Below are 13730 nucleotides of genomic sequence, written 5' to 3'. Positions count from 1 at the left end.
GGGGAGTGTGGTCCACGCCACGGGGGGAGCAGGTGAAGTTCGGACTCCATAAAGGCTTGATGAGCCCACGAACGTGATATTCGGTCGCGTTCTCGGGACCGGCGACGCACTGCGGAGAGCGTGACTCGGCCGTCTGGCGTGAAGGTCGCGCGTAGTGCTGGGACACGTATCGCTCGCACCCGCCAGCATCACGGCGCTCTCGGTACTCGCGACATCTGGCGGCGAGAAGTTGTCTGGTCGATCAGCTGGTGTCGTTGTGTGGATAGCGGGTGTAAGCGTGGGCAGCGCGGTCTCGGCGACCTCTTTGGGCGCCGCGTGTGGGTGGTGGGTTGTCCAATGGTGCGGGTGGCGCGCGAGCAGACGTTGACGGCGGGACAGCAGAAGGTTCTTGAGTGGATCGCGGCCGGGTGTCCGGCCGGCGTGTATGACGATGATGGGTACGCCCATCTGGACCGCTCGCCGACCGTCGTTCTAGTTCCCGGTCCAGGTCGTCGCTGATCGGGATCGTCAGGAACGACGCTCCAACAGGCTGGTGTCACAGGCTTGCCCGGGCAAGGAGCCAGTGCATGTATGCGGGTGGCAGGTTGGGGTTGCTGGCCGCGGCGGTCGCAACTGTTTCCGACGGATCGGCCAGCAGTTGTTTTAGGTCGTGGATCGGAAGCTGGGGATGGGTCGCTATCGCGCGGCGTACCGTGTGATCGGGATCGGAGGCCAGGCGGCGGACGAGTTCGACCGGCAGGTCGGGGTCGCGTGGGGCGAGCTGGCGCATCCTTGGTTCGGGATCGGTGGCTAAACGCTGAAGAACGTGCGCAGGGAGGGGGAGGTCATCGGCTGGGCGCCGCCGGGTCTTCTTTTCCGGGCGGTAGCTGCGGTCGATGCGTTCGGCGGTGACGGGATCGATTCTGTGACGGGCGTGCAGGGCCATCGTCGTGCGGACGCTGCTCTCCTCATCGTCAAGTAGTTGGGCCACGGCCGGCGCCGGGAGGCAGTCGGACATCGCGGCGGAGGCGCGGAAGCAGGCGTAGGGCGAGTCGACGTACGGCAAGGGGTCAGCAGTTACCCACGGCAGACGCAGTCTCCGAAGCTCCAGACGCGTTATTTCGCTCATGAGTCGCTCTTCAAGCGCGTCGTCGTCCAGGACCGGGTGGTCGAGAGGCCAGCCCTTCGGGGGCACGTCGGACAAGATCCGGGAGTGGATTGCTGCGCGGGTTGACTCGGGGGTGTCCTGACGGGCAAAGATGTGGAGCGCGACCAACGGGCTGGGATCCTCGGCAAGAGTGTCGCGTATCGGGGGCGGCAGGTCGCGGTGCTTCGCGAGTTCCTTGCGCACATCCTCGTCCGGGTCGCCGGCAAGCCAACGGGTCGTGTCGGCGTCCAGTGTGCAGTGGCGTACGGCCCCGGCGCGGGTGACCGGGTCGGTCAGCAGCGCCGGGAGCAGGTCGGCAGGTGGGACTGGGTGGGGAAGCCGCCGATAGTAGGTCGCGCAGGCTCCCGCGCGCACCGCGTCATTGGGATCCGTCAGCAGGAGCCGACGCATCGGTTCCGGGGCCTGCGTCCACCATTGGGCAAGCGACGCCCGGACCTTCGGGTCGGGGTCGGCAGCCAGCCGGGCGCGGAGATCCGCCGGAACATGATCGTTTTCAGCCAGGCATTGGCGCACCTGCGGGTCAGCGTCGCCGAGTAGCCGTTCGAACAACTCTCGCGGTGCGTTGTGCGCGCCGACCACTATGGCCGCGCGTATCGCCGGATCCGGGTGCTCGGTGAGCGTCATTCGGAAGGCATGGGGGAGGCTGTGATTGAGTGAGAGTGAGTGCATGAGCCAGTGGTCGTCGACGGCGATGATGTCGGCGATCATGCCGTCGGTCAGGTCCGGGCGCTTGGCAACGTTGCCAAAGCCCTTGCGGTAGGCGAAGAAGCGGCGGACGAGCGCAGGCGGTAGCGCGGGATTCTCGGAGAGTCCCAACATCACCTTGTCGAGGTGAATCGGCGGCGGTAGGGCGTCCGACACGACAAGCGACCCTTCTGGCGCGGCAAGCTGACCGCCGAGTCTCTCATGCGTGGTCGTCCGCGGTGGATGTTGTCGAGCGAGGGTTGGACGGCGCCACTAGGTTCGGCGCGTGACGACTCCTGCAGGTGCTGAGCCCGTACGGCCACCGCCCGTCGGCGCAGAGGGCGTGTTGGTCATTCGCCCGCCCGTTGCCTGCCCGGCTGCGAACCGTTCCTGGCCACCTTGGTCAGGCCCTCGCGCAGGTGAGGCCCGTCGAGGTCCCTGACCAGACAGGCATAGCCGCGATCTTCACACCGATGAACGCGCGCCGCTGCCCAAAGTAAGAGCTCTACCAATACTGGCCGGCTCTCCACGCTTAGGGGCGCGCTACGAAACGCGGCCAGGATCTGCTTCTTGGTTCCCCCATGGCGACCAGAGCGAGAGCTGATGCCAGTCCTCGGGTCGCTCCGCCTCCCAGCGCAAGAACAGCAACGCGCAGGCCTCTGATCGCGCAGTGCGCGCCGACGGCGTGTACAAGTCTGTCGCCGCACCCTGGAGCGTCTCCCTTTCTGCCTTCGCCATCGCCGCCACGGCGCTACGCCATTCACGCTCCAGATGTCGGTCCGCGAAGGCGCCGGAACCATCCCGGCCAGCGAGCCATAGTCCTCGTTGCCGGTCGGTAAGAAGCCGGACCCTGTCGATCGTGTCCCGCTGGCGGGCCCGCGCCCATGAGCGTACTTCGCTGTCTGGATCCAGAAGGGCCGAGAACGCCCGCGGCACCGCGTCGATTCGGGTGGGCTCGGGCACTGGCCGAACCTACATGCGCCACCCGCCGCCCGGGCAAGTTAAACGACGCATCACAGATGAGGTGCTCGGGAATTGGGACTGCCGCACGGGCGGGCGACACCGGACGTTGGGGGACTGCTGCACGGATAGGTGACACCTGACCTGTGGTGCCGACGAACTGTCGAGCACTCTGGAGAACGCCACGGCCGACTTGAGAGGCCTGGCTGAGCAGTATGGGACCGCGCGGTTGAGCCGCGAGGAGCTGTTTGAAGCGCGGGCTGTGCCAATGGGCAGGATCGAGTGTTGCGTTGAGGAGCTGGTGCGTCATCGCCGTGCTCGGATACTTCGGTCCGCTCCCGAGGCCCTGCTCGTGGCTGGGCAGGTACAGCAGTGTCGGCGACGGGCGTTCGTCGATGCGATCTTTGGTGAGCTGCTCGTGCATGCACACAGTTCCGGCGCGTGAGCGCGGTTCCAGGTTGTGTTGAGGGTCTGGCCTGCGGACTTGTCCGGTGGGCGAGCCAGGGTAGTGCTGTCACATCCGACAGGTGGTAAATGCCGCAGTCCCGGGACATCTCCGTAACGGCGGCGTAGGCGTTATGACGACTGCGCCGCCGCTTGTTGCGCCAGGCGGTCTTCTCTCGCGGTTGCGGCCCCTTCGTGAGGGCGATCGTGGATCGTCGTGGTCGAGCACGACATTTCCGCTCTATCGACTGGTGCGCTCCGAGAGCTCGAACAAGTTGCCCCAGGGGTCGCTGAAGAACGCGAGTCTGGCGCTGATGTCGTCCATGTCGAACGGTGGGTTGACGATCTCCACGCCTCGTTCGCGGAGAGCGGCGAGGGTGTCGTCCATGCTGTCGACGGAGAGGCAGACGTGGTTCAAGCCGTTCACCACAAGGCTGGCGTCGACGTCCGGGTAGATCGTCTGTGTCTTGGCGCCGGGTCCGGCGAGGATCTCGAGGTGAAAGTCGTCCTGGTTGGGCGGCATCACGTACGCCAGGGTGAGCGGGCCGTAGGGCCAGGTGTGCAGTACTCGCCAGTCCATGGTGTCGACCCAGAACGACCGGGCCGCGTCGAAGTCGGGATAGCGGATCGCGACGTGGTGCCCGTGCATGGACGAGAACGGGGAGTCGGTGACCTTGGCAGGGGTGGCGGGCAACGGCATGGCGTGCTCCAATCGTGGGGCTCTGAAAATCAGCATGCGCTCGTCAGCGCTGTTTGGCTGGGCGCACGATGATCTCGTTGACATCGACGTCGGTCGGCTGACCGATCGCGTACGCGATGGCGTCGGCGACCGAGGACGCCGGGATAGCCAGCTCTTCAGCGGCGGCGCGAGCCGCCGCCCGCGCCTCCGTTGCGCCTCCGTGGTCCGTCAGCTCGCTGCGTGTGAAGCCAGGGCTGACGACGGTGACACGGATGTCCTGGCTCTCCTGCCGCAAGCCTTCGGAGAGCGCGGCGACGGCGAACTTCGTCGCGCTGTAGACGGCGGCAGTCGGATCGACGCGGTGGCCCGAGACCGAGGAGAGGTTCACGATGTGCCCGCCGCCCTGCTCCCGCATCTGCGGCAGCACGGCCGCGATCCCGTAGAGCACACCGCGCAGGTTGACGTCGATCATCTGTTCCCACTCGGCGATGCGCAGGTCGGCGATCGGGGCGAGGGGCATGACGCCGGCGTTGTTGACCAGCACGTCGATGCGGCCGTGCTCGGCGAGAGCGGCCTCGGTGAAGGAGCGCATCGACTCGATGCTGGTCACGTCGAGCTCGACCGGTGTGACCGTCGCCCCGTCGCTGCGTAGCTCGTCGGCAAGGGCGGTGAGCCGGTCGGTGCGCCGGGCGCCGATGACGACGTGGTGCCCGAGGGTGGCCATCCGTCGGGCGGTGGCCGCGCCGATGCCGCTGCTGGCTCCGGTGATGAGGACGGTCTTCGATTCGGTGGTGCCGGTCATGGTGCTACCTCAGCGGTCGGCGGGCCGAGGAGGAAGGCCGTGTGAACCTGGGTGCACCACACCAAGGTTCGCGTACCCGGTCCCGGGTAGCCTCGTGCTCATGCCCGTCTCTGACAGCGAGCTCGGCGCGTTCCTGCGCGCGAGCCGGGCGCGTCTGGATCCCGCGGACGTCGGCCTGCCTCGTGGCGCGTCAGGTCGACGTGTCGCGGGTCTGCGGCGCGAGGAGGTCGCGGTGCTCGCGGGGGTGAGCGCCGACTACTACGCTCGGCTTGAGCAGGGGCGTGAGCGCAACCCGTCGCCGCAGGTCATGGCCGCACTCGGTGGCGCACTGCGCCTCGCGCCGGACGCTCGCGGTCACCTGTACCGCCTGGCCGGCCTGAACCCGAGCATGACTCCTGAGACGGCGCACGACCTGGTGCACCCGGACCTGCTCGATCTGCTCGACGCCTTCCCGCGCGCGGCAGCCTACGTCCTGGGGCCGGCTTTCGACGTGCTGGCGGTCAACCCGGTCGCGAACGCGCTGCTCGCGCCTTTCGCACCCGAGCGGAACATGCCACGCATCCTGTTCACGCACCCGGCGGCGAAGACCGTCTTTGCCGAGTGGCCGGTCGTGACCCGTGCGACGGTGCACGCGTTGCGGCTCAACGACGGTCTCTACCCGAACGACCGCGCCATCACCGACCTCGTGGCCGAGCTGGCGGAGAGCTCCGCAGAGTTCCGCGCGCTGTGGGCCGACCAGTCGGTGGGTGGGCTCACTCGCGCGTACAAGGTGTTCGTGCTCCCAGAGGCCGGCCGAATCGAGCTGACCTACCAGACCTTCGACGTGCACGACGCGCCCGGTCAGCAGTTGCTCGTCGGCACCCCCGCGTCCGGCAGCCGCAGCGAGCAGGCCATCGCGTACCTTGCCTCCATGGCCACGCCTGCGGGGGTGCCGCGCACCTAGGTTGCCGCGGCCTTCCTCGTCCGCGGAGCCCCGGGCACGCTGGGCGTGCCGTCCGACGAGGCGGCATCCAGCGAGAGGGATGACATGACCGAAGTGCTCGAGATCACCACGCTGCGTCCGGCGCCAGGCCTCACCGCCACCGACTTCGTGGCAGCGAACACCGACATCGACGACTATCTGAAGCGGCAGCCAGGGTTCCGGTGGCGGCGGATCGTGCAGCGCGACGACGGCACGGTCGTCGACATCGTCGCCTACGACGGCCGGGCGCACGCCCAGAGCGGCGCCTCGGGGATCATGAGCGAGATGGCCGACTCACCTGTGCACGGGACGATCGATCACGGCACGGTCGACTGGCAGCTGACCACGGTGCTGCGGCACGTCGAGTAGCGCTCGACGAGGTCGTTTACGCCTCGGTGCTCTCGGCGTCGAAGGCGCCTCGATTGGCCAGGATTGCGTCCTGGTTGTCGGCGGCCCAGGTGGCCAGAGCGAGGACCGGCTGCCCGAGGGTGCGCCCCAGGTCGGTGACCGCGTACTCCACGCGCGGCGGCACTTCGGCGTAGATCGTCCGGGTGACGAGCCCGTCGCGTTCGAGGGCCCGGAGGGTGATGGTCAGCATCCGTCGAGAGATTCCGGGAACGGTGCGGAGCAGTTCGGTGAATCGACGGGGTCCCTCTTCAAGGATGCCGATGAGCAGCAGGCTCCACTTGTCGCCGATGCGCTCCAGGACGGAGCGGAACACCTCGGGGTCGTGGTTGATGCAGAGCTTGCCCATCGAACGCAGCGTCTCGTCGACCACTGTGCCTTGACTCATGGCGCTCTCCTGTCGTTCTCCGGGGTAGGTCACTGCTCGGTGACCGAGGCTCGCTTGAAGTGACCGGTTACCGAACTGTACACCAGTAACCATGAGTAACTCAGGTGGCTCCAGCAGCCCCAGCACACCTATCAGTCCTGACGAGTTCGAGTTCGGGCTGGACACTCCCGCCTACGTCAGCCTCGACGAGAACGGTCGGAAGCTCGACGGCAACGTCGTCATCCGCAACACGATCGAGGAGGCGGTGCTGGCCGACCAGGTGGGCGTCGACTCGTTCAACATCAGCGAGCACTACCGCACCGACTTCATGGACTCGGCCGGGGCGGTGATGCTGGCGGCGATCGCGAGCCGAACCGAGCGAATCAGACTCGGCACAGCTGTGACCGTGCTGAGCACGCAGGACCCGGTGCGGGTCTACACGGAGTTCGCGACCCTCGACGCGATCTCGAACGGCCGGGCCCAGATCGCGGTCGGTCGTGGTTCGCTCACCGACTCGTTCCCGCTGTTCGGGTATGACCTGGCCGACTACGAGGACCTGTTCGAGGAGAAGCTTGACCTGTTCACGCGGCTGATCCGCGACCAGCCGGTGACCTGGTCCGGCAGCGTCCGCAGCCCGCTGACCGACCAGCACGTGATGCCGCCGCTACCCGCGGGGCATCTCCCGACCTGGGTGGCCGTGGGCGGCAGCCCACAGTCCGTGATCAGGGCCGCCCGCTATGGGCTGCCCCTGATCCTCGCCATCATCGGTGGCAACCCCTCCCGCTACGCGCCATACGTGGAGCTCTACCGGAGTGCACTCGAACAGTTCGGTCAGCCGCGGCTACCGGTCGGGATGCACTCGCACGGCTATGTCGCTAGCACCGACCAGGAGGCACGGGACATTCAGTTCCCGCACATCGCGGCCATGTGGGGCACGGACGACCGCCGGGGGAACCTGCGACCGTCGACGAGCCATTTCGAGAACGAGGTCGCGCACGGTTCGCTCTACGTCGGTTCGCCGCAGACCGTGGCGGCCAAGCTCGTGAAGAGCATCCGGCTGCTCGGGCTCTCGCGTTTCGACCTCGCCTACGCGCTCGGCCCGGTCCCGCACGAGCAGCGGATGGCGACCATCGAGCTCTACGGGCGCGAGGTCATACCGAGAGTCCGCGAGCTGCTTCGGACCGAGCCTGCGGCGGTGCCGGCATGACAACCGCGGCCATCGGATCGGCCCAGGGGGAGATCGAGTTCGGGCTCAACTCGTTCGGGGAGATCGCCACCGACCCCTCGGGGCGCGTGCTGAGCGACGCCGAGACGGTAAGGCTGATCATCGAGGAGGCCGAGCTCGCGGAGCCGGTCGGCGTCGACTCCTTCAGCATCGGCGAGCACTACCGCACCGAGATGATGGACTCCGCCAATCAGGTGATCCTCGCGGCGATCGCCGGCCGTACCGAACGGATCCGGCTCGGTACGTCCGTCACGGTGCTCAGCACTCAGGACCCGGTGCGGCTGTACGCAGAGGCGGCGACGCTCGACGCGGCGTCGAACGGCCGGGCCCAGCTCATCCTCGGCCGCGCTTCCTCGCCGGAGTCCTTCCCGCTGTTCGGCTTCGACATGGCCGACTACGAGACGCTCTTCGAGGAGAAGCTCGACCTGTTTGTCAAGCTCCTGCGCGACCAGCCCGTTTCCTGGTCGGGCACGGTCCGCTCGGCGCTCACCGAGCAGTACGTCAAGCCCGCGATCGAGCCCGGCGCGATCCCGACCTGGGTTGGCGTCGGCGGTAGCCCGCAGTCTGTCGTTCGCGCAGCCCGCTACGGCCTGCCCCTCATGCTTGCCATCATCGGCGGCAGACCGAGCCGATTCGCCCCTCTGGTTGACCTCTATCGCCGTGCCCTGGGGGAACTGGGCCATCCGGCCCTTCCTGTGGGAGAGCATTCGCTCGGGCTGCTCGCGGCGACGGACGACGAGGCCCGGGAGACGCACTGGCCGTACTGGAGAAGGACGATGGAGAAGATCGGAAGAGAGCGAGGATTCCACCCGCCGACACGCAGCAGCTACGACGCCGACGTGCGCACGGGTGCGCTGTTCGTCGGTTCGCCGCAGTCCGTGGCTCCACGTATAGCCGACGCGATCCGAGACCTCGGCCTCAGCAGGTTCGACCTCAAGTACGACATCCTCCACCTGCCTGCCGACCTGCGGGCTAGAAGTATCGAGCTGTACGGGCGTGAGGTCATCCCCCGCGTCAGAGAGCTGCTCGCCGTCCAGCCCGAGCCGGGCGAGGTGATCGGCCATGTCTGAGAACCCGAGGCGCCTGGGCATCGTCGGTGCTGGAAAGGTCGGCACCACCATCGCTCGGGCGGCGATCGCCGCCGGTTACGACGTCGCGATGTCTGGATCCGGGTCTGCCGCACGCATCGCGCTCACCGTGGACATCCTCGCTCCCGGGGCAGGGGCGACCACCACCGCCGAGGTCGTCAGGCATGCCGACGTCATCGTTCTGGCCGTGCCCGCTCACCGTTTCCGTGGCCTGCCGCGGGACTTGTTCACTGGCAAGGTCCTGATCGACGCGATGAACTACTGGGAGCCCATCGACGGCGACGACGCCGAGCTCGCCGCCGCACCCGGCGGTACGAGCGTCATCGTGCAGGCGTTCTTCCCCTCGGCCCGGGTCGTCAAGAGCCTCAACCAGCTCGGATACCACGAGTTCGAAGAGAGCCGCAAGCCTCACGGCGCCCCGGACCGGGTCGGCATCGCGGCGGCTGGCGACGACCGGAACGCAGTTGCCCGGGTGCTCCGCCTCATCGACGACCTCAGGTTTGACCCGGTAGATGCCGGACCTCTGTCCGCAGGGATGGCACTCGGACCAGACGGACCGGCATTCGGCGCTGCATTCACAGCACAGGAGCTGTCTGGCCACCTGCGCACCGACCAACGGATCGCTTGACCCTCGTGCGCGATCGACCACGTGGTCCGTCTGAGGGGCCGTCGGGCAAGCGAGTGCCAGTCCGACGGCCAGCGCGCGAGATGACGCGCGCAACGGAGACCGTGCGCGGAGCGGGCGCGCGAGTGGTCTCATGACCGCTGTGGACCGATGAAAGGCCCTGCTAGGTTCATCTGGTGACTTCGACCGCAGCCGAGAGCGACCGCATGGAAGCGACCTGTTCGCTCCGCCGTGCCCCGCTGTACGGCGCGGACGAGGACCGCCGCGAGCTGCATCCCTGAGTGATCGAACACCCGCGCCGGCACACCGATATGCCGGCGCACAGCCGTCCGTTCGTCACGACCCCAAGGGAAACCACCATGTCTTCTTCCTCCATCGAGCCTGCACCTGTCCCGCCGATGCCACCAACGGGCCACCCGGCGATCGACTGGGCCGCCCGGCACATGCCTTTGCTGGACTCCAGCTTCGCCGAGATCGGGCCGGTCTTCGACGGTCTCCACGTCGGCGTCTCGATCCACGTGGAGCCCAAGACCGCCGTGCTGTGCCAGCGGCTGCTCGCCGCCGGCGCCCGCATCACGATCACGGGCAACATCGGCACCACCCAGCCGGGCACGGTCGACGCGCTCCGGGGCATCGGCGCCACCGTCCTGGGCAGCCGGGACGACACCCCGGCTGAGCGAGCCGGGCACCTCGAGCGGATCCTCGCGGCCGAGCCCGACCTGATCCTCGACAACGGCGGCGACCTCATCACCCGGCTGACCCAGGGCGCACCGCGCTCGCCACGTTTCCTCGGGGCCACGGAGGAGACGACGACGGGCGGCAACCGCCTGCGACAGCTCGCCTCGCCGCCCGACTTCCCGGTCGTAGTCATCAACGACAGCAGGCTCAAGCTGCTGGTCGAGAACGAGCTCGGCGTCGGCCAGAGCATCGTCCAGGGATTCATGAACGCCACCAACCTCATGCTGCCCGGCGCCCGAACCGGTGTCGTCGGCTACGGTCCGTGCGGCAAGGGCGTCGCCGACACGCTCCGGAGCCTCGGCGCACGCGTCACCGTCGCCGAGCTCGACCCGTTCCGGGCGCTCGACGCCGTCATGCGCGGCCACCAGGTCGCCGGCCTGCCCGACCTGCTCGCTACCTCCGACGTCGTCTTCCTCGCTACCGGCGCTCGGAACGTCATCGCCGCCGGGCAGCTCTCGTTCCTGCGCGACGGTGCGGTCCTGGCCGGCGTCGGCCACGAGGGCATGGAGATCGACCGGGACGCGCTGGCTGCCGCGACGGCGGAGATCGTCCAGCTCTCGGCCGCCGGTGACGATCGGGATGCCCGCGTCGTGTACCGCCTCCGGGACGGGCGCGAGATCGTGCTGCTGCACGACACGCACATGCTCAACCTCACGGCCGCCTCCGGCAACCCGATCCAGGCGATGGACCTCGGGTTCTCGCTCCAGGCCCGCAGCCTCGCCATGATCGCGGCGGGAGCAGTCGGGCCGGGCGTGTCCGCCGTGCCCGAGCCGGTCGACCGAGTGCTCGCCACCTCGCTCGTCCGAGTACTGTCCGAACGGTCGTAGCATCGCCGGCCGAAATTGTCAGGCTTGGCCGGATCGTTGTTGCGAACGAGTTCGTGCCACGGATGTGCCACGCATGAGCCCTGTGCCACGCGCCGAGTGAGCCTCGGCGGGCCGGGTGAGCTCTAGTGCGCACCGGTGCCAAACTCGGCGGCAGGCCCCGCAGCCTGCAAGATTCCAACCAAACCCGGGCTTGACAGCCACGCCGGTTCCCGTCGGGGTCCACGACGCAGTGGAGACGATCCGCCTGCTCAGCGATCTGGTGCGGACGGCGTGCTGGTGTGGCTGCCGGCGTGACGCGCCAGAAGGCAGAGGCTCGGTGCCGATGTCACGTTCGGCCGGCAGGCGCGGTCGATCAGAGCGACGGCATCCGCCGTCCCGCGCGGGTGACAACTCGGCGGTCCCGCGAACCAGGAGACCCACCATGAACGTGACCAAGCGTGCCCACCGGCGCCGAGCAGGACGCCGCGCCGGCTCAGCCCTGCTGCTGGGCCTGCTCGTCCTCGCCTCCGCCGTCTCCGCCCCGGCGGCGACGGGCGCCCCCGCCACGCACCCCGGGCCGCAGCCCACGATCGTGCTGGTGCACGGCGCCTGGGCCGACGCCTCGAGCTGGTCCGGCGTGGTCCGCCAGCTCCAGGCCGACGGTCAGCACGTCGTCGCCACCGCCAACCCGCTGCGCTCGCTCGCCGGTGACACCGACTATCTCAAGACGTTCCTCGACACCATCGACGGCCCCGTCGTTCTCGTCGGCCACTCCTACGGGGCCGCCGTGATCACCAACGCGGCCACCGGTGACCCCGACGTCAAGGCGCTGGTCTTCGTGAACGGGTCGGTTCCCGCCGAAGGAGAGACCGTCGCGGCGCTCGCAGGCCCGGACTCGGCGCTCGCGGCCGACCCCACCACGATCTTCGACTTCGCGCCCGCGTCGCTGCCGCCCACGCCGGAGACCGACGTCTACCTGAAGTCCTCGACGTTCCTGGAGTCGTTCGCCACGGGGCTCAGCCGGGACCGCGCGCTCACCCTGTGGGCGACCCAGCGCCCGATCACCTTCGGGGCCCTGAACGAGCCGTCGGGCGAGCCCGCCTGGGAGTCCATCCCGAGCTGGTACCTCATCGGCACCAAGGACCTGGTCATTCCGGCCAGCGCCCAGCAAGGGATGGCTGAGAAGGCCGGTTCGACCGTCGTCCGGTTCCGTGGCGGCCACCTCGGCCTCCTGACCGATCCGACGCCGGTCACGCGGACCATCACCACCGCCGTCCGCGCGACACGCTGACCTGGGTCCGGCGGGTGAGGACTCACCCGCCGGACCGCAGCGCCGCACCCAGCTGCCTCCTCGAGGAGACACCGGTCTTCGTGAAGACCTTCCTGAGATGCCATTCGACGGTGTGCGGGCTGAGGAACAGCTGCGCGCCGATGTCACGGTTGGTGAGTCCGTCGCCCGCGAGGTGAGCAATCCTGCTCTCCTGAGCCGTGAGCCCGTTGTCTGTCGGCGAGGGTCTCCTCGGTGCCTTCTCGCCGGTCGCCTGGAGCTCCCGCCGGGCCCGGTCGGCGAAGGCCTGGGCCCCCATCCGGGTGAATCTGTCGTACGCGCCCCTGAGCTGGTCCCGGGCCTGGGTGCGACGGTTCTCGCGGCGCAACCACTCCCCGTAGGTCAGGTGTGCCCGTGCGAGCTGGACGGCCGCCCGGCTACGGCTCAAATGCTCGATCGACTCCCGGTAGAGACGATCGGCGTCCCGTCCCTCGCTGAGCAGAGCCTGTGAGCGGGCCAGGACACCCTGGGCCCAGCCGGTGCCGGACGACCGTGCTCGCTCGTCCAGACGGCGGAGCGCCGTCTCGGCCTCGCCCCGGGCACCGCTGTCGGCACGGACAGGGTGGCAGTGGTCGTTAGCCGTTGTTTCGGACCGTGAGCAGGTCGGCGAGGCCGACCCGGTCGAGGAACTCGCGGCGGGTCCGGTCGGCGAGGTCCGAGACGGCCTCGGAGCCGTCGTCGGCCGGGTCGATGTGCACCCGGTACGGCCGCTGCCCGGCGGGCAGGGCCACGATCCGGGCGATCTCGTCGGCGACCAGCGACACGTCGGCGTCCGGCGCCAGGGCCGCGAGCTTCTCCGCGACCTGGCCCATGAGCCCGGCGTACCGGGCCTCGTAGTCGGCCTCCACCGCGGTGTCGGCCGGGTGGCCCGCGTGCGCGAAGTGGTTGGTGCCGCTCGTGAACGAGCCGGGCACCACGATCGACGTCTCCACGCCCCAGCGGGCCAGCTCCGCGGCGTACGACACCGCGAGGGAGTCCATGCCCGCCTTGGCCGCGAAGTACGGCGCCAGGTATGGCGGGGTGCCGCCCTTGACGCTGGAGCTGGACACCCAGATCACCAGCCCCGCGCCGCGCCGGCGCATGCCGGGCAGGACCGCCCGGTTCACGCGCTGGGTGGACAGCACGTTGACGTCGTAGAGCTGCGCGAGCTGCTCCGGGGTGAACGCCTCGGCCGGTCCGACGACCATGTGCCCGGCGTTGTGGATCAGCACGTCCACTTTCCCGTGCTCGGCCTCGATCTGCCCGACGGCGCGGTCGACCGACTCCTGTGAGCTCACGTCGAGCTCGACGGCGCGCAGGTCGGCGTCGTGCTCGGCCGCCCAGGCCGCGGCGGCGTCGACCTGTGGCGCGTTACGTCCCTCGGTCTGCCGCATGCCCGCGTAGACGGTGTGGCCCGCGGCGGCCAGGGCCCGCGCCGTGAGGGCTCCGAACCCGCTCGACGCTCCGGTGATGACGACGACGGCGCTCATGCC

13 protein-coding genes are annotated in these 13730 nt (G+C 68.8%); 7 read left to right on the top strand and 6 right to left on the bottom strand.

Annotation, left to right across the window (positions count from 1 at the left end; all coding sequences use genetic code 11):
* Positions 1-535 precede the first annotated feature (535 nt).
* The 3 genes from ACIPN7_RS06505 to ACIPN7_RS06495 all read right to left on the bottom strand — a co-directional run bounded on the left by ACIPN7_RS06505 (position 536) and on the right by ACIPN7_RS06495 (position 4716).
* A complete protein-coding gene (locus ACIPN7_RS06505) occupies positions 536-2008 on the bottom strand; it encodes a hypothetical protein (RefSeq protein ID WP_400539193.1) in 1473 nt (490 codons plus the stop codon).
* A 1468-nt stretch (positions 2009-3476) separates the two neighbouring features.
* The gene (locus ACIPN7_RS06500; RefSeq protein ID WP_400539191.1) at positions 3477-3935 is read right to left on the bottom strand and encodes a VOC family protein; all 459 of its coding nucleotides are present in this window, start codon (positions 3933-3935) and stop codon (positions 3477-3479) included.
* A 43-nt stretch (positions 3936-3978) separates the two neighbouring features.
* A complete protein-coding gene (locus tag ACIPN7_RS06495; RefSeq protein WP_400539189.1) occupies positions 3979-4716 on the bottom strand; it encodes an SDR family oxidoreductase in 738 nt (245 codons plus the stop codon).
* Positions 4717-4816: 100 nt separating this feature from the next.
* Between ACIPN7_RS06495 and ACIPN7_RS06490 the strand changes: the two genes are divergently transcribed.
* On the top strand, positions 4817-5659 hold the full coding sequence (locus tag ACIPN7_RS06490) for a helix-turn-helix transcriptional regulator (RefSeq protein ID WP_400539187.1): 843 nt from the start codon (positions 4817-4819) through the stop codon (positions 5657-5659).
* 84 nt (positions 5660-5743) lie between these two features.
* Positions 5744-6046, top strand: a complete 303-nt coding sequence (locus ACIPN7_RS06485) for a hypothetical protein (RefSeq protein WP_400539185.1) — start codon at positions 5744-5746, stop codon at positions 6044-6046.
* A 16-nt stretch (positions 6047-6062) separates the two neighbouring features.
* Here ACIPN7_RS06485 and ACIPN7_RS06480 read toward each other — a convergent pair whose 3' ends face one another.
* The gene (locus ACIPN7_RS06480) at positions 6063-6470 is read right to left on the bottom strand and encodes a winged helix-turn-helix transcriptional regulator (protein WP_400539183.1); all 408 of its coding nucleotides are present in this window, start codon (positions 6468-6470) and stop codon (positions 6063-6065) included.
* A 91-nt stretch (positions 6471-6561) separates the two neighbouring features.
* Between ACIPN7_RS06480 and ACIPN7_RS06475 the strand changes: the two genes are divergently transcribed.
* The 5 genes from ACIPN7_RS06475 to ACIPN7_RS06455 all read left to right on the top strand — a co-directional run bounded on the left by ACIPN7_RS06475 (position 6562) and on the right by ACIPN7_RS06455 (position 12222).
* Positions 6562-7656: an LLM class flavin-dependent oxidoreductase gene (locus tag ACIPN7_RS06475; protein WP_400539181.1), complete on the top strand. Its 1095-nt coding sequence runs from the start codon at positions 6562-6564 to the stop codon at positions 7654-7656.
* On the top strand, positions 7653-8744 hold the full coding sequence (locus ACIPN7_RS06470) for an LLM class flavin-dependent oxidoreductase (RefSeq protein WP_400539179.1): 1092 nt from the start codon (positions 7653-7655) through the stop codon (positions 8742-8744). The genes ACIPN7_RS06475 and ACIPN7_RS06470 overlap by 4 nt, the downstream gene beginning before the upstream one ends.
* Positions 8737-9390: an NADPH-dependent F420 reductase gene (locus tag ACIPN7_RS06465; protein WP_400539177.1), complete on the top strand. Its 654-nt coding sequence runs from the start codon at positions 8737-8739 to the stop codon at positions 9388-9390. Before ACIPN7_RS06470 ends, ACIPN7_RS06465 begins: the two co-directional genes overlap by 8 nt.
* Before the next feature lie 356 nt (positions 9391-9746).
* Positions 9747-10952, top strand: a complete 1206-nt coding sequence (locus ACIPN7_RS06460) for an adenosylhomocysteinase (protein ID WP_400539175.1) — start codon at positions 9747-9749, stop codon at positions 10950-10952.
* 421 nt (positions 10953-11373) lie between these two features.
* Positions 11374-12222, top strand: a complete 849-nt coding sequence (locus ACIPN7_RS06455) for an alpha/beta fold hydrolase (RefSeq protein ID WP_400539173.1) — start codon at positions 11374-11376, stop codon at positions 12220-12222.
* A gap of 22 nt (positions 12223-12244) precedes the next feature.
* On the opposite strand, the gene ACIPN7_RS06450 is transcribed toward ACIPN7_RS06455, so the two are convergent.
* Together ACIPN7_RS06450 and ACIPN7_RS06445 are read right to left on the bottom strand one after the other, a co-directional pair.
* Entirely contained in the window at positions 12245-12586 is a 342-nt protein-coding gene (locus ACIPN7_RS06450; protein WP_400539171.1) for a LuxR C-terminal-related transcriptional regulator, read from the bottom strand.
* A 247-nt stretch (positions 12587-12833) separates the two neighbouring features.
* The coding region (locus tag ACIPN7_RS06445; protein ID WP_400539169.1) for an SDR family oxidoreductase at positions 12834-13730 on the bottom strand (897 nt) is incomplete at its 5' end.

The organism is Promicromonospora sp. NPDC090134 (genome assembly GCF_044746965.1).
Lineage (GTDB): Bacteria > Actinomycetota > Actinomycetes > Actinomycetales > Cellulomonadaceae > Promicromonospora.
This window is presented reverse-complemented; position numbering and strand designations above follow the sequence as displayed.

Coding starts and splice junctions, on each gene's coding strand:
- ACIPN7_RS06500 (WP_400539191.1), bottom strand. CDS start 3,935: ATGCCGTTGCCCGCCACCCCTGCCAAGGTCACCGACTCCCCGTTCTCG.
- ACIPN7_RS06495 (WP_400539189.1), bottom strand. CDS start 4,716: ATGACCGGCACCACCGAATCGAAGACCGTCCTCATCACCGGAGCCAGC.
- ACIPN7_RS06490 (WP_400539187.1), top strand. CDS start 4,817: ATGCCCGTCTCTGACAGCGAGCTCGGCGCGTTCCTGCGCGCGAGCCGG.
- ACIPN7_RS06485 (WP_400539185.1), top strand. CDS start 5,744: ATGACCGAAGTGCTCGAGATCACCACGCTGCGTCCGGCGCCAGGCCTC.
- ACIPN7_RS06480 (WP_400539183.1), bottom strand. CDS start 6,470: ATGAGTCAAGGCACAGTGGTCGACGAGACGCTGCGTTCGATGGGCAAG.
- ACIPN7_RS06475 (WP_400539181.1), top strand. CDS start 6,562: ATGAGTAACTCAGGTGGCTCCAGCAGCCCCAGCACACCTATCAGTCCT.
- ACIPN7_RS06470 (WP_400539179.1), top strand. CDS start 7,653: ATGACAACCGCGGCCATCGGATCGGCCCAGGGGGAGATCGAGTTCGGG.
- ACIPN7_RS06465 (WP_400539177.1), top strand. CDS start 8,737: ATGTCTGAGAACCCGAGGCGCCTGGGCATCGTCGGTGCTGGAAAGGTC.
- ACIPN7_RS06460 (WP_400539175.1), top strand. CDS start 9,747: ATGTCTTCTTCCTCCATCGAGCCTGCACCTGTCCCGCCGATGCCACCA.
- ACIPN7_RS06455 (WP_400539173.1), top strand. CDS start 11,374: ATGAACGTGACCAAGCGTGCCCACCGGCGCCGAGCAGGACGCCGCGCC.